This window comes from Pseudomonas rosaeacicularis (genome assembly GCF_057128745.1).
Genome location: NZ_JBSKHT010000021.1, coordinates 75,941 through 99,421, shown reverse-complemented (window position 1 = coordinate 99,421; position 23,481 = coordinate 75,941). Strand labels below are relative to the sequence as shown.

The 23,481-nt window shown below is 59.7% G+C and carries 18 protein-coding genes and 2 pseudogenes; 8 read left to right on the top strand and 12 right to left on the bottom strand.

Annotation, left to right across the window (positions count from 1 at the left end; genetic code table 11):
- Positions 1 to 109 precede the first annotated feature (109 nt).
- Positions 110 to 871, bottom strand: coding sequence for a FadR/GntR family transcriptional regulator (locus ACWKWM_RS24885; protein WP_483848662.1), 762 nt, complete (start codon positions 869 to 871; stop codon positions 110 to 112).
- A gap of 215 nt (positions 872 to 1,086) precedes the next feature.
- Here ACWKWM_RS24885 and ACWKWM_RS24880 point away from each other — a divergent pair, with 215 nt between their 5' ends.
- The 7 genes from ACWKWM_RS24880 (at position 1,087) to fucP (ending at position 7,946) form a co-directional block, all read left to right on the top strand.
- Positions 1,087 to 1,827, top strand: a complete 741-nt coding sequence (locus ACWKWM_RS24880; RefSeq protein WP_483848661.1) for an SDR family oxidoreductase — start codon at positions 1,087 to 1,089, stop codon at positions 1,825 to 1,827.
- Positions 1,828 to 2,139: 312 nt separating this feature from the next.
- Positions 2,140 to 2,985: a fumarylacetoacetate hydrolase family protein gene (locus ACWKWM_RS24875; protein ID WP_483848660.1), complete on the top strand. Its 846-nt coding sequence runs from the start codon at positions 2,140 to 2,142 to the stop codon at positions 2,983 to 2,985.
- 131 nt (positions 2,986 to 3,116) lie between these two features.
- On the top strand, positions 3,117 to 4,394 hold the full coding sequence (locus ACWKWM_RS24870; RefSeq protein WP_483848659.1) for an L-fuconate dehydratase: 1,278 nt from the start codon (positions 3,117 to 3,119) through the stop codon (positions 4,392 to 4,394).
- 149 nt (positions 4,395 to 4,543) lie between these two features.
- Positions 4,544 to 5,422: an amidohydrolase family protein gene (locus tag ACWKWM_RS24865; protein WP_483848658.1), complete on the top strand. Its 879-nt coding sequence runs from the start codon at positions 4,544 to 4,546 to the stop codon at positions 5,420 to 5,422.
- Complete coding sequence (locus tag ACWKWM_RS24860; RefSeq protein ID WP_483848657.1) at positions 5,419 to 6,195, top strand: L-fucose dehydrogenase; 777 nt, start codon at positions 5,419 to 5,421, stop codon at positions 6,193 to 6,195. The genes ACWKWM_RS24865 and ACWKWM_RS24860 overlap by 4 nt, the downstream gene beginning before the upstream one ends.
- On the top strand, positions 6,192 to 6,542 hold the full coding sequence (locus ACWKWM_RS24855) for an L-rhamnose mutarotase (RefSeq protein WP_483848656.1): 351 nt from the start codon (positions 6,192 to 6,194) through the stop codon (positions 6,540 to 6,542). Before ACWKWM_RS24860 ends, ACWKWM_RS24855 begins: the two co-directional genes overlap by 4 nt.
- A gap of 177 nt (positions 6,543 to 6,719) precedes the next feature.
- Positions 6,720 to 7,946: an L-fucose:H+ symporter permease gene (fucP, locus tag ACWKWM_RS24850; protein WP_483848655.1), complete on the top strand. Its 1,227-nt coding sequence runs from the start codon at positions 6,720 to 6,722 to the stop codon at positions 7,944 to 7,946.
- A gap of 148 nt (positions 7,947 to 8,094) precedes the next feature.
- Here the strand turns inward: fucP and ACWKWM_RS24845 are convergent, their stop codons facing one another.
- The 10 genes and pseudogenes from ACWKWM_RS24845 to ACWKWM_RS24800 all read right to left on the bottom strand — a co-directional run bounded on the left by ACWKWM_RS24845 (position 8,095) and on the right by ACWKWM_RS24800 (position 19,885).
- On the bottom strand, positions 8,095 to 9,456 hold the full coding sequence (locus ACWKWM_RS24845) for a cytochrome c (RefSeq protein ID WP_483848654.1): 1,362 nt from the start codon (positions 9,454 to 9,456) through the stop codon (positions 8,095 to 8,097).
- A 12-nt stretch (positions 9,457 to 9,468) separates the two neighbouring features.
- Positions 9,469 to 11,244 carry a GMC family oxidoreductase gene (locus tag ACWKWM_RS24840; protein ID WP_483848653.1) on the bottom strand — a complete coding sequence of 592 codons (1,776 nt, stop codon included), beginning with the start codon at positions 11,242 to 11,244 and terminating at the stop codon, positions 9,469 to 9,471.
- 2 nt (positions 11,245 to 11,246) lie between these two features.
- Positions 11,247 to 11,990 (bottom strand): gluconate 2-dehydrogenase subunit 3 family protein, encoded by a 744-nt coding sequence (locus tag ACWKWM_RS24835; RefSeq protein WP_483848652.1) that lies wholly within the window; start codon positions 11,988 to 11,990, stop codon positions 11,247 to 11,249.
- A 172-nt stretch (positions 11,991 to 12,162) separates the two neighbouring features.
- Positions 12,163 to 12,657: pseudogene (locus ACWKWM_RS24830) on the bottom strand (methyl-accepting chemotaxis protein); the annotation flags it as partial.
- Positions 12,658 to 13,020: 363 nt separating this feature from the next.
- Positions 13,021 to 13,728 (bottom strand): annotated as a pseudogene (locus ACWKWM_RS24825) (cache domain-containing protein); the annotation flags it as partial.
- 451 nt (positions 13,729 to 14,179) lie between these two features.
- Positions 14,180 to 16,381, bottom strand: coding sequence for a TonB-dependent siderophore receptor (locus ACWKWM_RS24820; protein ID WP_483848651.1), 2,202 nt, complete (start codon positions 16,379 to 16,381; stop codon positions 14,180 to 14,182).
- 372 nt (positions 16,382 to 16,753) lie between these two features.
- On the bottom strand, positions 16,754 to 17,524 hold the full coding sequence (lra1, locus tag ACWKWM_RS24815; RefSeq protein WP_483848650.1) for an L-rhamnose 1-dehydrogenase Lra1: 771 nt from the start codon (positions 17,522 to 17,524) through the stop codon (positions 16,754 to 16,756).
- Positions 17,525 to 17,565: 41 nt separating this feature from the next.
- A complete protein-coding gene (gene rhaT, locus ACWKWM_RS24810; protein WP_483848649.1) occupies positions 17,566 to 18,624 on the bottom strand; it encodes an L-rhamnose/proton symporter RhaT in 1,059 nt (352 codons plus the stop codon).
- Positions 18,625 to 18,683: 59 nt separating this feature from the next.
- Entirely contained in the window at positions 18,684 to 19,004 is a 321-nt protein-coding gene (gene rhaM / locus ACWKWM_RS24805; protein WP_483848648.1) for an L-rhamnose mutarotase, read from the bottom strand.
- Positions 19,004 to 19,885, bottom strand: a complete 882-nt coding sequence (locus ACWKWM_RS24800; protein WP_483848647.1) for an amidohydrolase family protein — start codon at positions 19,883 to 19,885, stop codon at positions 19,004 to 19,006. The genes rhaM and ACWKWM_RS24800 overlap by 1 nt, the downstream gene beginning before the upstream one ends.
- A 246-nt stretch (positions 19,886 to 20,131) precedes the next feature.
- Between ACWKWM_RS24800 and ACWKWM_RS24795 the strand changes: the two genes are divergently transcribed.
- Positions 20,132 to 21,874, top strand: coding sequence for an OPT family oligopeptide transporter (locus ACWKWM_RS24795; protein ID WP_483848646.1), 1,743 nt, complete (start codon positions 20,132 to 20,134; stop codon positions 21,872 to 21,874).
- Between the two features lie 279 nt (positions 21,875 to 22,153).
- Here the strand turns inward: ACWKWM_RS24795 and dusA are convergent, their stop codons facing one another.
- Positions 22,154 to 23,164: a tRNA dihydrouridine(20/20a) synthase DusA gene (gene dusA / locus ACWKWM_RS24790; RefSeq protein ID WP_483848645.1), complete on the bottom strand. Its 1,011-nt coding sequence runs from the start codon at positions 23,162 to 23,164 to the stop codon at positions 22,154 to 22,156.
- Positions 23,165 to 23,481: the final 317 nt, after the last annotated feature.

Genomic DNA, 23,481 nt, shown 5'->3' with positions numbered 1-23,481 from the left:
TCCGCGAAGAGGCCTTTACAGTCGACGAAAATGTATCGCCTGAAATATTGCTTCGCGGATGGGTCCGCTCCCACGGGTTTAGCGTCTTGCGCCAGCTTTGCGGCAGCCTTCACGCATTACCTCGACTGAATATCCGGATCACTTCGTCCAGGTGCTCGGCCATTGCCTGGCGTGCAGCTTGGGGATCACGATTTTCCAGCGCTTGCAAGATCAATCGGTGCTCATGCTCCGAGCGCAGCGGCATGTCGTCGGAGGTGTAATGGGCCTGCAAGCGCTGGAACATGCTGCCGTAGCGATGGCCGAGCAGGTGCTGAATCATTAGCGAATACGCCGGATTGCCTGAGGCCTGGGCAATGCGGATATGAAACAGTCGATCGCCGGGATGGGTGTGGGAGCCTTCGCGGTTGTCCTGGCAGTTGCGCTCGAAGGCCTGATGAATCAGCGCCAACTCTTCATCACTGGCGTTTTCCGCCGCTAACGCTGCGGCTTCCGGTTCGATCAGGCGCCGCGCCTGTAACAGCGCAAACGGCGGGATCTCAGCGCTGAAATCCACTTCGATCGCCAGTTCCGGGTCCAGCTCTTTCCACTGATTGCGCGTCACCTGGGTCATCACTGGCTCATTGGTCGGCGCCTTCATCGGCGGCTCACAGACCAACACGCCATTACCGACACGCACATCCACCAGCCCGATCACTTCCAGCGCAATCATCGCTTCACGCACCGAGGCGCGGCTGACGCCCAGCATTTTTGCCAACTCACGCTCGGCGGGCAGACGACTGCCAGGCGGAAATTCCCCGCTGTCGATCAACGCGCGCAGCTGGTCGGCGATCTGTCGATAAAGGCGTTGATTATCAATAAGTTGAACGGGCATAGGCGTGAACTCGAGTTTCGAAGACGTCTGCACGGGCGCCGATCAGGAGAAAAAATCCCCTTGTTGACGGCCAACGTGCGTGCTAAAAACAGGTCCAATGGCCTGACCATTGGATCGCTGCACTGAGCGGATCATAGCAAAGCCTGAGACGTTCAGGCGCTGTCGATTCGGGTGCTCGGGTCGCATCAACGCACAATAAAAACAAAGGACGCATGATGGATCTCAACGGTAAACGTGTGCTCATCACCGCCGCCGCACAGGGCATCGGCAAAGCCAGTGTGGAGGCCTTTCTGGCGGCAGGCGCGGAAGTCTTCGCGGTGGACATTAACGCCGCAGCGATGGACCAGCTCAGTGGCGTGCACAAGCACGTGCTCGACGTCACCGACAATGCCGATATCGAAGCCCTGGCCGCAGAGGTCGGCGCGCTGGACGTCTTGTTCAACTGCGCAGGCGTCGTGCACAGCGGCAACATCCTCGAATGCTCGGACAAAGACTGGTCATTCGCCTTCGAACTCAACGTCACCGCCATGTACCGGATGATTCGCGCCTTCTTGCCGGCGATGCTGGAGCACGGCGGCGGCTCGATCATCAATATGTCTTCGGTCGCATCGGCCATCAAAGGCGTCCCCAACCGCTTCGCTTACTGCGCCAGCAAAGCTGCAGTCATCGGTATCACCCGCTCGGTGGCGGCGGACTTCATCGGCCAGAACATTCGCTGCAATTGCATTTGCCCAGGCACTGTCGAATCACCTTCGTTGCGCCAGCGAGTGGCGGACCAAGCCGAGCGCGAGCACCGCAGCGAAGATGAGGTGTATGCCGCCTACGAAGCGCGGCAGCCGATGGGCCGTTTGGGTAAGCCACAGGAAATTGCGCAGCTGGCGTTGTACCTTGGTTCCCCGGTGAGCGGGTTTACCACCGGCACTGCGCAGATCATTGATGGCGGCTGGAGTAACTGACGCATGACTTGTAGGAGCCAACTTGTTGGCGAGATCAAACGACACGGTGTGCCTGACGCAACGCCTCGCGAACAAGTTCGCTCCTACAGAATCACATCCACCCTGTAGGAGCCAACTTGTTGGCGAGATCAAACGACACGGTGTGCCTGACGCAATGCCTCGCGAACAAGTTCGCTCCTACAGAATCACATCCACCCTGTAGGAGCCAACTTGTTGGCGAGATCAAACGACACGGTGTGCCTGACACAACGCCTCGCGAACAAGTTCGCTCCTACCGAGTTACACCCATTTCATTGAAAACGAGGACACCCCATGAAGCTTCTGCGTTACGGCGAAAAAGGCCAGGAACTGCCCGCCCTGCTCGACAGCAACGGCGGCATTCGCGATTTGTCCGGCCACATTGCCGACCTCTCCGGCGCCTCATTGAGCCCGGACAGCATCGAAAAACTCAAAGCGCTGGACCCTGCGTCTCTGCCACTGATCGAAGGCAATCCCCGGGTTGGGCCGTGCGTGGCGCAAGTGGGCAAGTTCATCTGCATCGGCCTCAACTACGCCGACCACGCCGCCGAAACCGGCGCCGACATTCCCAAAGAGCCGATCATTTTCAACAAGTGGACCAGCGCCATCGTCGGCCCCAACGACAACGTCGAGATCCCTCGCCAGTCGAAAAAGACCGACTGGGAAGTGGAGCTCGGCGTGGTGATCGGCAAAGGCGGTCGCTACATCGATGAACAGAACGCTATGGACCATGTGGTTGGCTATTGCGTGATCAACGATGTGTCAGAGCGTGAATTCCAGATCGAACGTGGCGGCACCTGGGACAAAGGCAAAGGCTGCGACACCTTCGGCCCGCTCGGCCCATGGCTGGTGACCAAGGATGAAATCGCCGACCCGCATCAGCTCAATCTGTGGCTGGAAGTGGACGGCAAGCGCTATCAGAACGGCAACACCCGCACGATGATTTTCCAGATCCCGAAACTGGTGAGTTACCTGAGCCAGTTCATGAGCCTGCAACCGGGCGATGTGATTTCAACGGGTACGCCGCCGGGCGTGGGATTGGGAATCAAGCCGGAGCCGGTGTTCTTGCGTGCGGGTCAGCGTATGCGCTTGGGTATCGAAGGACTGGGCGAACAGGAGCAGTTGACCGTAGATGCCTGACCTGTAGGAGCCAACTTGTTGGCGAGATGGAACGACACGGTACGCCTGACACACCGGCTCGCGAACAAGTTCGCTCCTACAGAAATGCGCCGCGTAGCAAGCCCGAGAATAAATCCAAAAAGGGAGACGCCATGACCAGCCTCACCGGCCTTCGGGTCGAAGACATTCGCTTCCCCACGTCGCAGTCTCTGGACGGCTCCGACGCCATGAACCCGGACCCCGATTACTCGGCGGCCTACGTGATTGTGGAAACCGATAATCCTGCGCTGCAAGGCCACGGCCTGACCTTCACCATCGGTCGCGGCAACGAGATCTGTTGCGCGGCGATCAACGCGTTGTCGAACCTGGTGGTCGGGTTGAAGCTCGATTGGATCGCCGAAGACATGGGCCGTTTCTGGCGCCACATCACCAGTGACAGCCAGTTGCGCTGGATCGGTCCGGACAAGGGGGCAATCCATCTGGCGACCGGCGCGGTGGTCAATGCGGTGTGGGATCTGTGGGCCAAGGCCGAAGGCAAACCGGTGTGGCGCCTGGTGGCCGACATGACCCCGGAAGCGTTGGTGCGCTGCATCGACTTTCGCTACATCACCGACTGCATCACCCCGGACGAAGCCATCGCGCTATTGCATGAGCGCGCTAACGGTAAAGCCGAGCGTTTGGCGTTGCTCCAAGCTCAGGGTTATCCCTGCTACACCACCTCCGCTGGCTGGCTGGGTTACGGTGATGAAAAGCTGCGTCGTCTGTGTCAGGAGGCAGTGGACGCCGGGTTCGATTACATCAAGCTCAAGGTCGGCCGCGACTTGCAGGACGACATCCGCCGCGTGCGCATTGCCCGCGAAGTGCTGGGCCCGGACCGCCATCTGATGATCGACGCCAACCAGATCTGGGAGGTCGATGCCGCCATCGACTGGGTGCGCGAACTGGCGTTCGCCAAGCCGTGGTTCATCGAGGAACCGACCAGCCCGGACGACGTGGAAGGCCATCGCACCATTCGTCTCGGCGTTGCTCCAGTCAAGGTCGCCACGGGCGAGATGTGCCAGAACCGTATCGTGTTCAAGCAGTTGATCATGCGCGAAGCGATCGATGTGGTGCAGATAGACGCCTGTCGCCTGGGTGGGGTCAACGAGGTACTGGCGGTGATGTTGATGGCCGCCAAATACAACCTGCCGGTCTGCCCCCATGCCGGTGGAGTCGGTTTATGCGAGTACGTGCAGCACCTGTCGATGATCGATTATCTGTGCATCGCCGGCACCCAGGAGGGGCGCGTTGTGGAGTATGTCGATCACCTGCATGAACACTTTGTCGACCCGTGCGTGATCAGCAATGCTGCGTACATGCCGCCGAGCCTGCCGGGGTATTCGATTGAAATGAAAGCAGCGTCGCGGGCGAAATTCGCGTATCGCGGGTGACGTTCATCCTGTAACGGATGAGCAGCGCTCTTCTGTAGGAGCCAACTTGTTGGCGAGACATACGACACGATTTACCTGACAAAGCGCCCCGCGAACAAGTTCGCTCCTACAAACGCTGCATGACCAGACTTGGACGGAGTACAACAACAATGTCGTCCCAAGACACCCGCCCGCCGAGTCCTTTGCGGCTCGACGCGCATCAACACTTCTGGCGCTACCAGGCGCAGGATTATCCGTGGATCGATGATCGTCACGGGGCGTTGCGCCGTGACTTCATGCCCGATGATCTCAAGCCACTGCTCGACGCGGCTGGAATTCACGGCTGCATCGCCGTGCAAGCGCGACAAAGCGAAAGCGAAACTGATGATCTGCTCGTCCTCGCTAAACAAAACCCCTGGATCTACGGCGTCATTGGCTGGGTCGATTTGCGCGCCAGCGACCTCGAACACAGGTTGGAACGCTGGTCCGACGCCCATTGTCTGTGCGGCTTTCGGCACCTGATTCAGGACGAACTGTCGCCCTTGGCGTTCATGCACGACCCGGCCTTCAATCAGGGTTTGCGGGTGCTGCAACGCCAGCAAAAGGTCTACGAAATCCTCATCAAAGAACAGGATTTAGACGCCGCCACTGCCCTGTGCCGACGCCATGACCGGCACCATCTGGTGCTTAATCACCTGGGCAAACCCCACGTCGAAAACGACAACCCGGTGGCCTGGGCCGAGCGCCTGGCACCCTTGGCCGCCCTGCCCCACGTCAGCTGCAAACTGTCGGGGCTGATCACCGAAGCCGATTGGCAGCAATGGCACCCGGTTCAGCTGCTGCCTTACTTCTATCTGGCATTGGAACTGTTCGGCCCGCAGCGCCTGATGTTCGGTTCCGACTGGCCGGTCTGCCAGCTGGCCGGTGCCTATCACGACGTGCATCACCTGTTCGAATCCGCCATTGCCGACTTGTCTGCCGATGAGCAGGCCGCGATCCGTGGCGGCAATGCCATTCGCCTTTATGGCCTGGAAGGAAACTGCCCATGAATCTGCATCTGCAAGACAAAGTCGTGATCGTCACCGGGGGCGGCTCCGGGATCGGCGCCGCCATTTCGCTGGGGCTGGCCGAGGAAGGCGCGATTCCGGTGATCTTTGCCAATCAGCCGCTGCCGGAAGCCCTGGCCGCCGAGCTGGATCAGCGCCAGCCGCAAAGCCTGTTCATACAAGTGGAACTGCGTGACGAAGACGCCTGTCGCGCCGCCGTGGCGCAGGTGCTGCAACGCTTCGGCCGCATCGACGGGCTGGTGAACAACGCTGGCGTCAACGACAACGTTGGGCTTGAGGCTGGCCGCAGTGCGTTCGTCGAATCCCTGGAAAAGAACCTGATTCACTACTACGTCATCACCCATTTGTGCCTGGATGCGCTCAAGGCCAGTCGCGGCGCCATCGTCAATATCGGCTCCAAGACGGCCGTCACCGGGCAGGGCGGCACCAGCGGCTACACCGCCTCCAAAGGCGCGCAGCTGTCGTTGACTCGCGAGTGGGCCGCGTCGTTGCTGGCCGATGGCGTGCGGGTCAACGCGGTGATTCCGGCGGAAGTCATGACGCCGCTGTACGAGCGCTGGATCGCCACCTTCGATGACCCGCAGGCCAAGCTGGCGCGCATCGTCGAGAAAATCCCCTTGGGCCAGCGCATGACTACGCCTGCGGAAATCGCCGACAGCGTGTTGTTTCTGTTGTCTTCCCGCGCCTCCCATACCACCGGCCAATGGCTGTTCGTCGACGGCGGCTACACCCATCTTGATCGAGCGCTGACATGAGCGGCGCCCGGTTTTGCCTGGCGCTGGACCTGATCGACGACGCCGACGCCATCGCCGAATACACCCGCTTGCATGAGCAGATCTGGCCGAGCATCGCCGAGCATTTGCGCAGCCACGGCGTGCTCGACATGCAGATCTGGCGACTGGGCACGCGGCTGTTCATGGTCATGGACACCGCGCCTTCTTACAGCGCCGAGGCGATCAATCGCGCGGCCGTGAGCAACCCGGATGTGCTGGCCTGGGAGGCATTGATGTGGCGTTTCCAGGCGCCTACGCCGTGGACCGAGCCCGGGAATAAATGGCAGCCGATGACTCAGATTTTCAGCCTCAAGGATCAACCGGGCTGACAACCACAAAATCAACCCGTGGGAGCGGAAATGTCCGCGAAGAGGCCGGTACAGCCGACAAAAATACATCGTCTTTGAAGCAGCATTCGCGGACAGGTCCGCTCCCACAGGAATCGTCGCGGCCGCCCAGACCCTACAACACGCTTCACGCCTTACAAAAACAACAAGGAGAGCGTCATGCTGACCAAGCAAGCGAAGATCGAAACACAGGTAAACCGGCAGGCCGTGCCGTCGGTGCGCTGGGCGCTGATTCTGGTGACCAGTCTGTTCTTTCTATGGGGGTTGTCGTACGGCCTGCTCGATGTGCTGAACAAGCATTTTCAGGAAACCCTGCACGTCAGCAAGGCGCAGTCGGGGCTGCTGCAAGCGGCGTATTTCGGGGCATATTTCATTATCGCCCTGCCTGCTGGATTGCTCATGGACCGCTTCGGTTACAAGGCCGGCATCCTCCTCGGGCTATGTTTGTACGCAATAGGCGCATTGCTGTTCATGCCCGCCGCCAACGCCCAGAGCTTTCCGTTTTTTCTGTTTGCGCTGTTTGTCATCGCGTTGGGACTGGGCTGTCTGGAGACTGCTGCCAATCCTTACGCCACGGTGCTGGGGGATCCGCAAGGCGCTGAGCGACGCTTGAATCTGGCGCAGTCGTTCAATGGCCTGGGGCAATTCGTCGGGCCGTTGCTGGGCGGTGCGTTGTTCTTCAGCGGCACGCAGACCGCGGGCGATAACAGCTCGCTGCAAACCACTTACGTAGTCATTGCCGTGATCGTGCTGCTAGTAGCGGCTTTGTTCTACCGCACGCCGCTGCCTGATTTGCGTGAACAGGAATCGCAGATCCAGCGCACCAGCGACAAAACCCTGTGGCAACACCCGGAGTTCGTCGGCGGTGTGGTGACGCAGTTTTTCTATGTGGCGGCGCAGGTCGGTGTCGGTGCGTTCTTCATCAATTACGTCACCGAACACTGGGCCAACATGACAAGCCAGACGGCAGCGTATCTGCTGTCGGTGGGCATGATCAGCTTCATGGTCGGACGGTTTTTCAGCACCTGGTTGATGGGGCGTATCTCGGCGCAACGGCTGCTGATGGTTTACGCGTGGATCAACGTTGCACTGTGCGCGGTGGTGGTGTCGGGGGTTGAAAATGTGTCGGTGGTGGCGCTGATCGCGATCTTCTTTTTCATGTCGATCATGTTCCCGACCATCTTTGCGATGGGCGTGAAAAACCTCGGGCCGCACACCAAGCGTGGCAGCTCGTTTCTGATCATGGCGATTGTCGGAGGCGCGTTGATGCCCTATCTGATGGGCCTGATCGCCGACCACGCCTCAACGGCGACAGCGTATCTGCTGCCGCTGGGGTGTTTTGTGGTGGTGGCGTTTTATGGCCGCAGCGGATTGCGTCGCGGTTGATGCAGAGCCTGGTCGAGGCTTGGCACGTTCCTGTAGGAGCTGACGAGCAGCGCGAAGCTGCGATCGCGGTGCGTCAGTCACGAATGTTTCAACTGATACATCGCATCGCAGCCTCGCGCTGCTCGTCAGCTCCTACAAGGGTCCGGCATTAAGGCTTGGCGATATCGGTCCGTGATACCGCCGGCGACTCCTGCGGCAAGGTCGCCCGCAGTTGTTTCACCTGCTCGGCCTTCACCGCAGGCGCCTGGTTGCCCCAGCTGCTGCGGATGAAGGTCAACAGTTGCGCCACTTCTTCATCCGACAGCCGCCAGGCGAAACCGGGCATGCCCAGTTCCGAAGGCGCCGCTGCGGTGGCCGGCAATTTGCTGCCTGCCAACACCAGACGAATCATCGACACCGGGTCTTCCGAGAGCACCGATGAGTTGCCGGCGATCTTCGGAAATACCCGCTCATAGCCTTGGCCGTTGGTGCGGTGACAGGCAGAGCAGTTGTCGACATACAACTGGGCGCCACGGCTGCCTTCCTCCCCCGCCGCCAATGCTTTCGCCGTCGCCGGATCAGCCTTGAAGCTTGACACCTGACGCTCGCTGGCCGGCAAGGTTTTCAGGTACGCCGCCACCGCCTGCAAGTCACCATCATTCAGGTGCTGAGTGCTGTGCACCACCACATCGCCCATCGCACCGCCCAAAACCGCGTGGGTGGCACTGCGAGCGCTGCGCAAGGTGGCGACGATGTCTTCCTTGCTCCAGGCGCCCAGACCGTCCGCCGGATTGCCCCGCAGATTGACCGCCAACCAGCCATCGATCACCGGCCCACCGGACAGGTAAATCGGGCTCGACTCGTCCAGTGCCTTTTCCTGCAAGGTCAGCGCCCGTGGCGTGTGGCAACTGCCGCAGTGGCCCAGGCCCTGTACCAGATAAGCACCGCGCGCGACTTGTGCATCCGTGTAGCGTTCAGGCTTGAAGGCGATGGCATCCGGGTCCGGTGCAAACGTCTTGCGCCAGATTGCCAACGGCCAGCGCATGGACAACGGCCACGGCACGTCATTGACGCGGTTGATCACACCGACCGGCGCAACGCCCTGCATGAAGTACGCATAAAGCGCGCGAATGTCGTCATCGCTGACTTTCGCGTACGCCGGGTACGGCATGGCCGGGTACAGGCTGTCGCCATTGGCAGCGATGCCGTGCCGCAACGCCCGATCAAACTCATCCAGCGAATAACCGCCGATGCCCGACACTTTGTCCGGCGTGATGTTGCTGCTGTAAAGCGTGCCAATCGGCGAAGCGATCGGCAGGCCGCCCGCAAACGGTTTGCCGCCTTTAGCGGTGTGGCACGCCGTGCAATCGCCGGCGTCCGCCAGATAACGGCCCTTCTCGATCAGCGCCGCCTGTTCGGCTTGCGGTGCTGCCTGCAACGCACGGGTGTGCGTAGGCCAGAAGGCAAACGCCAGCAACACCACCAGCACCACGACGCCCAGTCCAACCAGGCTCAGGAGAAACTTTTTCATGGGTCGTTCTCCTTATGCCTGAACCAGCGGGCCGGGGTTTTTCAGGTACTGCTCGCGGATGGCCTTGGCAGACCAATACGCCAGCGCGCCCACCATCCCGGTCGGGTTATAGCCGTTGTTTTGCGGGAACGCGTTGGCGCCAATGGCGAACACGTTGTGCACGTCCCACGATTGCAGATAACGGTTCAGCGCCGAGGTTTTCGGATCGCTGCCCATGATCGCGCCGCCGCAGGTGTGGGTGCTCTGGTATTTGGTGATGTTGTAATGCTCGCCCGGTTTCTTGGCGTCGCCCGCCATGGCCGTTGGGTTGAGGATTTTCGACATCTCCAGCGCCTTGCCCACCAGATATTGCGAAGCTTTGATTTCGTTGTCGTGCCAGTCGAAATTCATGCGCAGCAGCGGCCGACCGAAGCCGTCTTTGTAGGTCGGATCGAGGCTCAAATAATGCTGACGGTACGACATGCAAGCGCCCTGCACTTCGAAATAGAACGAGTGACGGAACGCATCGCTGGCCGCCTGCTTCCACTGCGTGCCCCAATTGGGTGTCCCCGGCGGCACGTTGATTCCGCGCACGGGACCGGCGCCCGGCTGACGCGCCCAGATCACCCCGCCGCCGACAAAACCGGCCTTGGCGCTGTCCAGTTGATTGCCGTTGAGGTTGTCCATGGTCGTGCCGGCGCCACCGATCCCGATGAACTGGTTGGCCTGCACTTCCTTACCGAAGAACAACACCACACGGTTGAGGTTCTGGTAGGAATAGTTGCGCCCGACGGTGCCTTCGCCAGTCTGCGGATCGTAGGGTTTACCGATGCCCGACAGCAGCATCAGATGCACGTTGAACAGTGAGAACGCACACAGCAGAACCAGATCGGCCTGCTGCTCGACTTCGCGCCCCTGAGCATCCAGATAAGTGACGCCGGTGGCCTTCTTGCCATCGCTGTCGAGATTGACTTTGAGCACCTGAGAGTTGGTGCGCATCTCAAAATTCTTGCGCAGGCGCAGTACCGGCAGAATGCTGATATTAGGGCTGGCCTTGGAGTAGTTCAGGCAGCCGTAATCGCTGCAGAAACCACAGGCATTGCACGGGCCCATCTGGCAACCGTAAGGGTTGACGTAAGGTCCGGATGCGTTGGACGCCGGGATCGGATACGGGTCCCAGCCCATCTCCCGGGCGCCTTTGTAAAACATTTCCGCGCCCAGGTAATTGGGGTTGGGCCCCAGCGGAAACTCACGGGAGCGCGAGCCTTCGAACGGATTGCCGCCGACCTGTTTCGCGCCTTGAATCACCCCGGCTTTGCCCGAGGTGCCACACACGTATTCGAAGTGATCGAAGTGCGGTTCGAGGTCTTCGTAGGTGACCGGGAAGTCCTGGATCGTCATGTCGCCGGGGATGAACTTGGCGCCATAGCGCTGCTCGACATTGCTGCGCAGATTGAAGTCTTCCGGCAATGCGCGGAAGTGGCAGCCGGACCAGTGACTGCCCGCGCCACCCACGCCAGTACCCGGCTTGAATGAGCCCATCTGCCGATAGGGTACGGCGACGGACGTCTGGTTGTGCCGCACGGTGACGGTTTCCTGGGACAGGCTTTGCAGATACCGGCGATGCACCGAACCCTCCAGCTCATCGACCACTTTGGGATAGGCAAAATCAGGTTGCGTGTCGCGATCGGCACCGCGTTCCAGCACCACCACATTCAGGCCTGCGTCGGTGAGTTCCTTGGCCATGATGGCGCCGGTCCAGCCCATGCCAACGATGACCGCATCTACTTTTGGTTTGACGTTCGCCATGCTCAACCCCTCCGTCCGGCCAGATCGACTGGCCCCAGCGGATACGGCTTGTCACGCACCGTCACCCAGTCCATGTAGTCGGCACGCATGCCCGGATAGCCGATCATTTTCCACGCGCCCATGTTTTTGTTGCCACCGTGGGACGGGTCGGCGAAATAGCCGTTGCGCACCTCGTTGAGCAGGTTGGTGAAAAACAGCTTCGACGACACCTCTTCCAGCACCAGCTTGCCGCTCTCGGCCGACTTCAACAGGTCTTCCTGCTGGGCTGTTGTGAGCTGGGCGAAGGTCTTGCCGGAGAAGGTTTTCTTGCAGCTGGCGTCCATTGCCTTGATGCCGACCCGCAGCAATTCGCGCAGGGTCAGACGGCCCTGATAACCGAACTCGGGGGCCGCTTCCAGAAACGGCCCTTGCATGTACCAGATGCCGCCATTGGCGTAAGGCGTCTGCATGTGGCGGTCGAGAAACTCCGGGACGCCCAGCTCGACAGCGCCGGGGCCGACCTGATCGGACGGGATCAAACGATCACATGCCGCAAACACGAACGCCCATTCTTCGGGGGTGAAAAACGTCGGTTTGTAGTCGTCGGGTTTGCTCGCCGGTTGCGCGCCTTGCTGGGCGTCGCTGGCGGGAGTCTGCGCGAAGGTGGTAGCGGGAAGGCCGGCACTGGCCAAGGTTACAACGGGGATGAGCGTCAGCGATTTGCGCAGAAAATCGCGACGGCCGGGGGAGGTATCGTCATCGGACATCGTTTACTCACTCCTGGGTCTGAAACACGGGTGTGCTGCTGGTTTGTTATCTTTTGCCGCTCGATGTCGGCATTTCGATTGCTCACTAATCATGATCAAGCTAAGCATTCGGACGTTACTAAAACAGCTATCGCCGCCTGTTGCCAGGCAAGCGACGGGCTGAAACGTTTCATCAGATTTTGAACTGACGGACCAGGCTGCTCAGGTTGCTGCCCAGTGAGGACACTTCGCGCATGGTGCGTGCGCTTTGTTCGGTTTCGTCGGCCAGGCTTTCCACCGCGCCAGCGATTTGGTGCACGCTGCGGTTGATCTCTTCGGCTACCGAGGTTTGCTCTTCGGCGGCGCTGGCGATCTGCGCGTTCATTGCGTTGATGGTGCCGATCAGGCCGGAGATGGAGTCCAGCGACACGCCGACTTCGTTGGTCTGCTTGTTCGCGCCCTCGCCCGCTTCAGTGGAACGGCGCATGGCCGCAACCGAAGCCGTGGTGCCGGCTTCAAGGCGGGTGATCATGCCCTGGATTTCCTGGGTGCTGGTTTGCGTGCGACTGGCCAGCGCGCGGACTTCATCGGCCACTACCGCAAAGCCACGACCGGCTTCCCCGGCACGCGCCGCTTCGATGGCAGCGTTGAGTGCCAGCAGGTTAGTTTGCTCGGCAATCGAGCGGATCACGTCGAGCACCGAAACGATCGAACGCACATCTTGCTGCAGGTTATCCAGACTGGTGCCGCTCAGGCGAATGTCCGACACCAGAGCGCTCATGCCCTGAATGTTGTTGCCCACCACTTTGCGTGCGGCATGACCTTGCTGGTCGGTTTCAGCAGCGGCCTCGGCGGCGCGCTGGGCGCTCATGGCGACTTCTTGCGCGGCAGACGACATCTCGTTGATCGCGGTGGCGACCTGATCGGTCTCGTTGCGTTGACGCTGCATGGCTTGTTCGGAACGCAGGGTTTGCTGCGTCGCCTGAACCACCAGGCCATCAAGATCGCTGGTCATCTGCGCAACCTGACGCACCATGGTGTGAATCTTGTCGATGAAGCGGTTGAACGACGCGGCCAGATCGCCCAGTTCATCGTGGCTGGTGATAGCCAGGCGATGGGTCAGATCACCCTCACCGGCGGCGATGTCATCCAGATTAGTCTTGAGTACGCGCAGCGGCCGGACGATGCCATTGGCGGTCCAGATACCGGCTGCAGCAGTCACCAGCAGCAACACCAGCGTGACCAGGAAAATACTGCCCAGAATATCACGCGTGCGTTTGGTCACTGCGTCCTGCTCCAGGACCATCGCCGCGTCGATGTCATCCATGTTGATGGCGCTGCCGAGCACCAGATCCCACTTCTCCAGGTAAACGGTGTAGCCCAGTTTGGGCACTTGCACGCTTTCCTGACCCGGTTTCGGGGCGGCGTAATCAATGTAATGCTTACCGTTTTTAGCCACTTCGACGAAGGTCTGGTAGTGGTAGGAACCGTCGGGGTCCTTGGTGTCCCAGAAGCTTTTGCCCACGCCCGCCGTGCTGTCGCCCCGGAAGACCCGCACGCCTTTGCTGTCGTAGCCGAAGAAGTAACCGTCTTCACCAAACTTCACCGGTTTCAGTACATCCAGTGCTTTATCGCGGGCCGCCATGTCGCCGTTGGCCGAAGCGTCGTGCAACGGCTTGATGGTGGTCAGCGCCACTTCGACGTAGTTTTTCAGCACATCGCGATTGCGTTGGACCAGGCTCTCGCGGGTGTCGCGCATTTCCTGATCAGCGCTGCGCTGCAACATCCATGACGCTAGCCCACTGATGATCAGCGCGAACAACAACGCGGGAATGATGGCTAAGCACAGCAATTTGCTTTTGACGGTCAACTTCATGGGAGAAATGCCCTCCTGGTCAATGTGGTTTTCAGGAGTATCGGCAGGAGGTCGTACAACTTGAAAAAAGAATGGTGGCAATTTGGCGTCAAATTTTTAGTGACCGTGGAGCGCTCTTGCAAGTGCCGGCGATATTTCATATCAACCGCTGCGCTCCCTCTGAGTGATAGTCAGAGGGAGCGCTCCCCATCAAGCCATGTTTCCACCCCGGAAACGGGCCGTTGTTGAAGTTGTTCCAGCGCATTTCCAGGATGTCGTCAGTCGGGGCAATCGGCGTATCAGACACACCGCATCGAAAGCCCCGCACTGCTCGCGCTCCTTCAGGTTTTGCGTATTACCAGCGAAACGCCACAGTCCCCAACACCGTGCGCTCTTCACCCCAGTAGCAACGCCCTGCGTTGTTGCAGCCCGACACGTATTCCTTGTCGAACAGGTTCTTTGCGTTCACGTCCACCGACCAATGCTTGTCGATGTCGTAACCCACCAGCGCATCCACCAGTGTCACATCGCCGGTCTTCAATTTGCCGTACAACGTCGGCGCGGTGTAGGCGAAGGTGTTGTCGAAGTAACGCACCCCGCCGCCCAGACGCAGCCCGCTCAGCGCGCCATCCAGGAAGCGATACGTCGCCCAGGTCGAGGCCTGGTTACGCGGAATACCGGTCAGTTGATGATCCTCGAACAACGAGCCCGGCGCGTCCTTGGTCACCCGCGCATCGGTGTAGGTATACGACGCCACCAGGCTGAGATTGCGGGTCACATCACTGTTGACCTCAAGCTCGACGCCCTTGGATTTGCTCTTGCCCACTTGCTGGCTGAAACCGTTGCTGCCCGCGACCACGTCATGGGATTTGGTCAGGTCGAAAACCGCAGCGCTGAAGGTGGTGTTCCAGCCTTTGGGCTCATATTTCAAACCCACTTCGTATTGCTCGCTGAGGATCGGATCGAGCAAATCGCCATTGGGCTGCGACGACTGTTGCACCGGGGTGAACGCCGTCGAATAGCTGACATACGGAGAAATGCCGTTTTCGAACTGGTACATCAAGCCGGTCTGCCAGCTGAAACGGTGATCCCAACCGTCCAGATCGGTGGCCGGCGTCGTGCCTTTGGCGCGGTTGCGGTATTCGCTTTGCACCCAGTCCTGACGCCCGCCCAACAAGAAAATCCAGTTGTCGTACTTGCTTTGCAGTTGGCCGTAGGCTCCGTACATGTGCTGATCGAGCTGGGAGTTCTGAACGTACAACGGCGTGGTCGGCTGTACCGGCGAGAACACCGGATTGAACACGTTATAAGTGCCGCCCAGGCCGGCGTTCCAGTCCTGATTGAACGAGGTACGGTCGTAACTGGCCCCGAGCAATACGGTGTTATCCAGTGCACCCGAGGTGAAGTGACCTTCGAACTGGTTGTCCACCGAATAAGTGACCGACTTGTTGTCGCGGTCGTAGGCACTGCTGCTCAACGTGCTGCCAAAGCCGGCCTGATTCAGGTTGTTCGGCCAGGTTTCATGGCGGTTCACACGCGATTCCATGTAGCGCGAGTTCTGACGGAACTGCCAGGTGTCGTTGATCTGATGGCTGAACTCGTAGCCCAGCGTCCAGGCTTCACGCTCGAAATCATCCCAGCTCGGGTTGCCGTTGAACTGATCCTTGCCAATTTTGCCGTTGACGTTATTGAGCAGCGTCCCCGCCGCCGGGTAGCCCAGCAGCAGTTTGGTGCGGTCGCGCTGGTAGCTCGACAGCAGGGTTAGCGCGGTGTCTTCGTCGAAATTGAAGGTCATGGACGGCGCGATATAGAGACGATCATCCGGCACCGAATCCACCTGCGTATCGGCGTTGCGGCCCAGCATCACCACACGCCCAAGAATGCGGTTGTCGTCGGTCAGAGGCCCGGAAACATCCAACCCCAGCTGACGGCGATTGTTGCTGCCGTAGCTGAATTTAGCTTCACCCTGCGCGGTTTCGGTCGGCTTTTTGCTGACCAGATTGACCAGGCCGCCCGGCGCGTTTTCGCCGTAGAGAATCGAACTCGGGCCACGGAACACTTCAGTGCGCTCCAGGCCATAGGGCTCGGTGGTGGTGTCGTAACGGTTGCCCTGCAGACGCAAGCCGTCCTTGAGCAATCCATATCCGTAGTCGGTAGCGTTGTAGCCACGAATGGAAAACAGGTCGCCGGCCAGACCATCACCCACCGCGAAAGGCGGCGCAAAAATACCTGGGACGTAGCCGAGAATGTCGGTGAGCGTTTGCGATCCCTGATCCTGGATGCGCTGACGTGTCACCACCGACACAGAACGCGGGGTCTCGGACAGAGGCGTGCTGGTCTTGGTGCCGGCGGTGCTGTTCTGTACCTGATAGCCGACGGTCTGTTCGCCTTCCGGTGCCTCTCCAGTGATCACCGAGTTCTGCAATTGCAACGCCTCGCCTTTCGTTGCCGGTTTGGCTGGCGCATCTTCGGCGGCGGCCATGCCATGCCAGCTCACCGTGGCGACCAGCAACGCCAAGGTTTTCACCTTCACATCCATCTTGTTATTACGAGCCATTTACCTTGCCCCTCCCTTGAAGTTGCTGCGGGCCCAGCCCCGTTTGTACCGCTATGTTTCAAAAACGAGGAAATGTAACAGAGAACAATTCCTATTACCATTGCGATTGGCTGCTACGACAAATGTCTTTTCTAGCTGCGCGCAGCGCCTCAGCCTGCGCTCAGGCCGGCTGTTACGCTGGAGGGGGGGGAGAGGAAGATTTAGGCGACCTGAGCGATCTTTGCGGCGGCAATAATCTAGCCACGGGAGAAAGCCAATAACACCGGCCCGAGGACCGATCGCCTCAGTGAGCAAACCGCGCTGCAAACACCGGACATTACTCCTGATGGAGTCCTGCGAGTCTATACAGCGCGTGAAAAGGAGTGGTTGCCGCTACTGTAAATTCACGAACAACCCGCCATCCACCAACAACGAAGCACCGGTCACATAACGCGCCATATCGGACGCCAGGAATACGATCGGCCCCGCTACATCTTCCGGCTGCCCAAGGCGCCCAAGCGGTGTGCGCGAGGTCATGTAGGCCAGCTTCTCTTCATCCGCCAAATCTTCCTTGTTGATATCGGTGGCGATGGTGCCGGGCAATACCGAGTTGCAGCGAATGCCATAGGGCCCCAACGCGATGGCGCACGACTGCATCAGCGAATGCAGACCCGCCTTGGTCGGCGTGTAGTGGGTTTGCATGGCCCCGCCGACCAAGGCGCTGATGGAGCTGACGGCGATGATCGCCCCGCCGTTACCTTGATTTTTCATCTGATTGGCGGCGGCCTGAACGGCAAAATACGCGCCGTTGAGGTTGGTGTTGATGGTCTTCAGATAGACTTCGCGCGGCATGTCGAGGAACGAGTGAAACGGACAGATGCCGGCGTTATTGACGAACACGTCAACGCTGCCGAACGCATCCACCGCGCCCTTGACCAGCCTGTCTCCGGTGTCCGGATCTTCTGCGTCGCTGCCGACTTCAACGGCCCTTCCACCGAACGCATCGATCTCATCGATCAGGCTGCGCGCTGCGGTCAAACCCTGCTCGCTGCCGCTGTGGCCGATCACCACGCTGGCGCCTTGTCGCGCGCACTCTTTGGCTGCGGCCCTGCCGATGCCTCGTGAAGCACCGGTAATAATCACGGTTTTGCCTGCCAGTAACATAAGAACTCCTTGCTGGATATCGAGTGAAAGTTGGGCTGCTGTCAGCCCAGATAGTTGCCGTAGCCGACCATGCCGATAGAACCGAGAATCACCGCGATGCCCATCATCAGCACGCCCTTGTTGGATGAGGTCGTGCCCTGCCATTCGCGGAAATACAGGCCCCAGCAGTTGGACACGATGATGATGAAAGACATATGCAGCACCCACGAACTGGCGTCGTTCTGCAGGCGGCTTTCGCCCATGCCGTAGAAGAAAAACTGCAGAAACCACAACGTCCCGGCGCTCGCCACCAACAGGTAATTGCGCAGCAGCGGCGTCTGGGTATTGGTGTAATCGCCGAAGGTACGATTTCGGCGATTGAGCCCCAGGCACCAGATCGCGTTGGTGGTGAGGCCGCCCCACATGATCACCATGAAGGTCACGTTGTTCTGGAACAGGCTGTTGGCGCCATGCTGCACGGCGGCTTCAGCCAAGGGTCGACCTGCTGCGATGCCGTAACTGAAACAGGCGCTGAGCACGCCTGAAATCACCGCCACCAGCGCGCCTTTGCTCAGAGAGAACTCGCTGACGCTGGCGAACTTGGTTTCGTCCGATACATCGCGCTCCTTTAGCATCCCGGCTCGACCGCACAGGGCGATGCCGATCATCGACACCGCCACGCCCCACAGCACCCAGTTGCCACCGACACTGGCGACCATTTCAGTCAGCGTCCCTGCTGTAGCGTCCGTGAATAGATCGCGGTAGAGCGCGGGCATCAGAGCGCCCAAGGCTGAAGTCAGTCCCATCACCAGCGACATGCCCAGCGACAGACCGAGGTAGCGCATGGTCAGGCCGAACGTCAACCCGCCGATCCCCCACAACACGCCGAACAGGTAGGTCCAGAACAACGTTGCGCTGTCGGCCTGCCGCAGGATGTCCAGAAAACCCGGCACCGTCAGCTGCGCGGCAATCAACGGCACGATCAGCCACGACGCCAGCCCGCCCATGATCCAGTAACTTTCCCACGCCCAGCCGTGGACCTTCTTGTAGGGAATGTAAAAGCTGCCAGAAGCTGCACCTCCGATAAAATGCAGCAGCACACCGAGCAGAATGATTTCCACGGTTTACGTCCTTTTTGTTTTTTTGGATTGGGCTTTCGCTTGAATGAATACGCTATGTTTCAGTCGCGGGTGAGGCTGAACATCGGCTGCAGATCGACGCTGATGGGTGATGCGTCCGGATGGCTCGGCATGAGCGAATGCATGTGCTGCCACCATCGCTGCATGACTGGCAAATGCCGTAATTCATCGAGCCGATGAGGGTCGTCGTGGGTCATCACGGCAAACAGCGCGAGGGCGTCGGGATCGAGAAAAATCCGGTAATCGGTGATGCCTGCATCGCGCAGCGCCTGCACCAGTTCCGGCCAGATTTCATCATGCCGGCGGCGGTACTCATCAGCCTGACCGGGGTTGAGATTCATGCGAAATGCGCGCACCGGCATCAGCGTGCTCCCTGCTCGGGCAGGGAATAGGCGCTGGCAACGTTGCGCAAAAAGAACTTTTCCTGAACCGAGGCGGGTTTGTCTGCCAGGCAGCGTTTAACCAGGCCGACGGTCGTGTCGAAGTCGGCGACGGTATTGCTGTTGGGCCAGTCGCTGCCGAAGAAACATCGGTCCTCACCGAAGGCTTCCCAGAGATAAGCCAGTCGATCCCGGTAATACGCAGGATCGTTGATCACCCCGCCTGCATCGAGCTGAGGGATTTCTGCCAGCTTGGCGAACACATTGGGATTCTCGGCCAGCGCGAGCACATCGCGCTGAAAGTCCGGGAGCTGGTCGGCGGTGACTGCAGCACTGGGCAAATGATCAACGATGATGCGCAAATCAGGCAGCCTGTCACTCAGTCGCAGCAGGCCCTTGATCAATCGGGGATCAGGGTTGGCGCTGTCCAGACTGCGGCCCGATTCAACCAGGCGCCGCATGCCTTCGATGAAGCCCGGACGCGTTTGGTCATCGAGTAAGTCCCGGTCCCACAAGTTGCCGTAACGCAGCCCTAGAAACAGCGGCTCGCTGTGTAGCGCCTCGAAGTCATCGTTGAAATGCGGGGCCAGCGGCGACAGATTGCCGACGAAACCCAGCATGCTGGGGGTGTCGCGCATCTTGTCCAGTAGCCACTGATTGTCCGAGCGCCAGGGACTGGCCTCCACCACGATGGCGCCAACGATATGATGAGCAGTTGAGACCTGTTGATATTGAGCAGGCAACGACGTGCCATGCAGCACATGACCAACCTCGGGCCAAGGGATCCCCTCAGGCCGCGTCGCGTCGAACAGGTGAATATGGCCGTCGATAATCGGGCCGTCGTACAGGATGGGAGCAGTCATTCTCGATTCCAACTGATAACGCTTGTTCTTATTGAGGCCGACTGTAGGGCGTGGCAGCGATACGTGACTAATCGATTTTTGGTTAACAGCGATACCTTAAGGCTATCGGCCTCACGCCAGCCGAAACACCCCAAAGCTGAACCTTCTCCCCAAGACGCCCTCACTTATGAAGGCCGTGGCGGTGGGTTCGGCCTCGATATCAGCGCCCGCATCAGACATCCCCTGTCCGGATTCTCAGGATCGCCCATGAATCTTTATGCCCCTTCTCCTTCAGTCATTACCCCCATCGAGCGCGAGTTGAGTGTGCGAGCGGTGATCACCGGGGTGCTGCTGGGCATCGTACTGACGCCGTCGAATGTCTACGCCGGGTTGAAGATCGGCTGGTCGTTCAATATGTCGATCATCGCGCTGCTGGTGGGCTTCGGCGTGTGGCAGAGCTTTATCGCAAGGTTCAAGACACAACCGCCTTGGACCCTGCACGAGAGCAATATCAATCAGACGGTGGCCTCGGCGGCGGCGTCGATCATTTCCGGTGGGCTGGTGGCGCCGATCCCGGCTTACACCCTGTTGACCGGCCAGCAACTGGACCCAATCCCGATGATGGCCTGGGTGTTTTCGGTGAGTTTCCTTGGCATCTGGATTGCCTGGTACCTGCGCCCTACCCTGCTCAACGACAAGGCGCTGAAGTTTCCCGAAGGCATGGCGACCCTGGAAACCCTGCAGCATATTTATCATCACGGCCATGAAGCCGCCGCGCGAATCAAAGTGCTGTTCTCTGCCGCACTGTTGTCAGCGGGCGTGAAGTGGATCGACACCTTTCTCTGGACCATCCCGCGCTGGGCGCCCAACGCGCAACTGGAACGCCTGACCTTTACGGCCGACCCCTCGCTGTTGCTGATCGGCTTCGGCGGCATCATCGGCATTCGCGTGGGCTTGAGCCTGCTACTGGGCGCAGCACTGGCGTGGGGCGGGCTGGCACCCTGGTTGCTGGCGCAAGGACTGATCGTGTTGCCATCGGGCAGTTCCGGACCACAATTCGCCAAGCTGGTCGAGTGGCTGCTGTGGCCTGGCGTGAGCTTGATGGTCAGCTCCACGCTCGTGTCGCTGGCCATCCAGATTTTCAAATCTCGCCGTCAAACCGTTGGAAAGCGAACTTTCGCTTGGCACAGGCCCGCTGCGGGTCCGGCCATAGGGTTCGCGCTGTCGATCGCGTTGGTGGTTTGCCTGCAAGCTGCATTGTTCGGGATCGACGTCTGGATGGCGCTGCTGTCGATCCCGCTGGCGATCTGCCTGGCGGTGGTGGCGGCACGCGTGGTCGGTGCCACCGGGATCGCGCCGATTGGCGCCATCGGCAAATTGTCGCAGCTGAGCTTCGGCCTCGTGGCGCCGGGGCAAGTGCCGATCAATCTCATGAGCGCCAACACAGCGGGCGGCGCGGCGGGTCAGAGCACCGATTTGATGAACGACTTCAAGGTCGGGATGGCGATTGGCGCGACACCCAAGAAACAGGTCATCGCGCAGTGCGTGGGTATCTTCATCGGCAGCATCGTTGGGGTGCTGGTGTATATAGCGCTGATTCCTGACCCGCAAAGCATGCTGCTTACTGAAGAATGGCCCGCACCCGCCGTCGCGACATGGAAAGCTGTGGCGCAAACTTTGATGTATGGACTGGATTCGCTGTCTTCCAGCGTGCGCTGGGGGATCTTTCTCGGTGCAGTGGTCGGGTTGCTGCTCGGGGTAATGGACAGCCTGCTGCCCAAACGTCTGACGCGCTTTTTGCCCAGTTCAGCAGCCCTTGGTTTGTCGTTCGTTCTTCCGGCGTCGACCTCATTGATGATGGCCTTGGGCGCGGTGCTGACCTGGCTGGTGAGTCAGCGTTGGCCGCACATCACCGAGCGATTTGCAATCACCGCTGCGGCCGGTTTGATCGCCGGCGAAAGTATCACCGGAGTAGGTGCATCGTTTTGGGCAATGGCTGGGAATCTTTAGAGCTCGGGTAGCTCTGAACTTCAGCGCCTTGAGTCGACGACATAGTTGTGACGCAAGGCTTTCAGCATCAGCCGCTTGCGAACTATCAATTCGATCAATATTGAACATAGCGAACTTCGCCGTTCTTTTCGGATTGCGAGACAGGGATGATAGCGCCATCGATTTTTCAAGGACTTAGCTCCCATGTCAGTCAACATGACCATCCTGTTTTTACTGATCGTCTCTTTCACGATTGCGTTGTTTGGCGTCGGCTTTTAAAGAGCGATTGCCCGGCAAGCGTCAACGACCTTCCAGCAACACTCCGGCCTGATCCAGCAGCCCCAGCGGATCGCTGGTCTTGTGAATGTCCACGGACAGCAACTGCCGAAACTTGCGAGCGCCGGGGAAACCCGTGCCCAATCCCAGTACATGACGCGTGATGTGATGCATCGAGCCGCCGTCGCTCAGGTGAGCGGCGATATAGGGGCGCATGGCCGCAAGGACTTCGGAACGGGTGATAACGGGGGCAGTGCTGCCGAACAGCTTGCGATCGACGTCCGCCAGTAGGTACGGATTGTGGTACGCCTCACGGCCAAGCATCACCCCGTCGAAGGTGTTCAGGTGTTCCCGGCATTGCTCGAGGGTTTTGATACCGCCGTTGAGAATGAACTCAAGGCCGGGGAAATCCTCAACGAGTTGCGCAGCAACGTCGTAGCGCAGCGGCGGGATGTCGCGGTTTTCCTTAGGCGACAGGCCTTCGAGAATGGCGATCCGCGCGTGAACGGTGAAGCTGGTACAACCGGCATCGCGCACGGTGCCGACGAAATCACAAAGCTCTGCATAACTGTCGCGACCGTTGATGCCGATCCGGTGCTTGACCGTTACGGGGATCGATACCGCATCGCGCATGGCTTTGACGCAATCTGCAACCAGCTGCGGGTGGCCCATCAGTACGGCACCGATCAGGTTGTTCTGCACCCGGTCACTCGGGCAGCCGACGTTGAGATTGACCTCGTCGTACCCCGCCGCCTCGGCCATTTTCGCGCAGGCGGCGAGATCCGCCGGGGTGCTGCCACCCAACTGCAGGGCCAGTGGATGCTCGGTGTCGTCGTGCCGCAAGAAGCGCTCGCTGTCGCCGTGCAACAACGCACCGGTGGTGACCATCTCGGTGTAGAGCAAGGCGTTTTTCGACAGCAGGCGCAGGAAGTACCGGCAATGGCGGTCAGTCCAGTCCATCATCGGCGCGACGGAAAACCGACGGGACGGTTCGCTTGGCTTGAGAGCAGCGGGTGAAGCGGTCAATGGCAACATATTGGCAATCGTGCGGATCTGTCGTGACGGACGCGCAGTTTATCAGCAAGCGCAAACATTCACCGTTACGGATGTTGCACCAGTCAGCAGCCTGCGTACCATTTGCCCGTTTGATGACATGGAATGGGAACAAGCAGCGCCAGCCGCGCTCAAACCAGTCTGGATCGAGTATCCGCGTCTCAACAATCCATAACGGCAGGTCGGGACATCAGGCATAACGCCTTGTCACGCTGAATTCATCGCCGACGCGCAGACTCCCCGTTTGCGCAAACGAGAGCCTTGAATCGCCCGCATCCGTTATGGTTTACGCCCTTGAG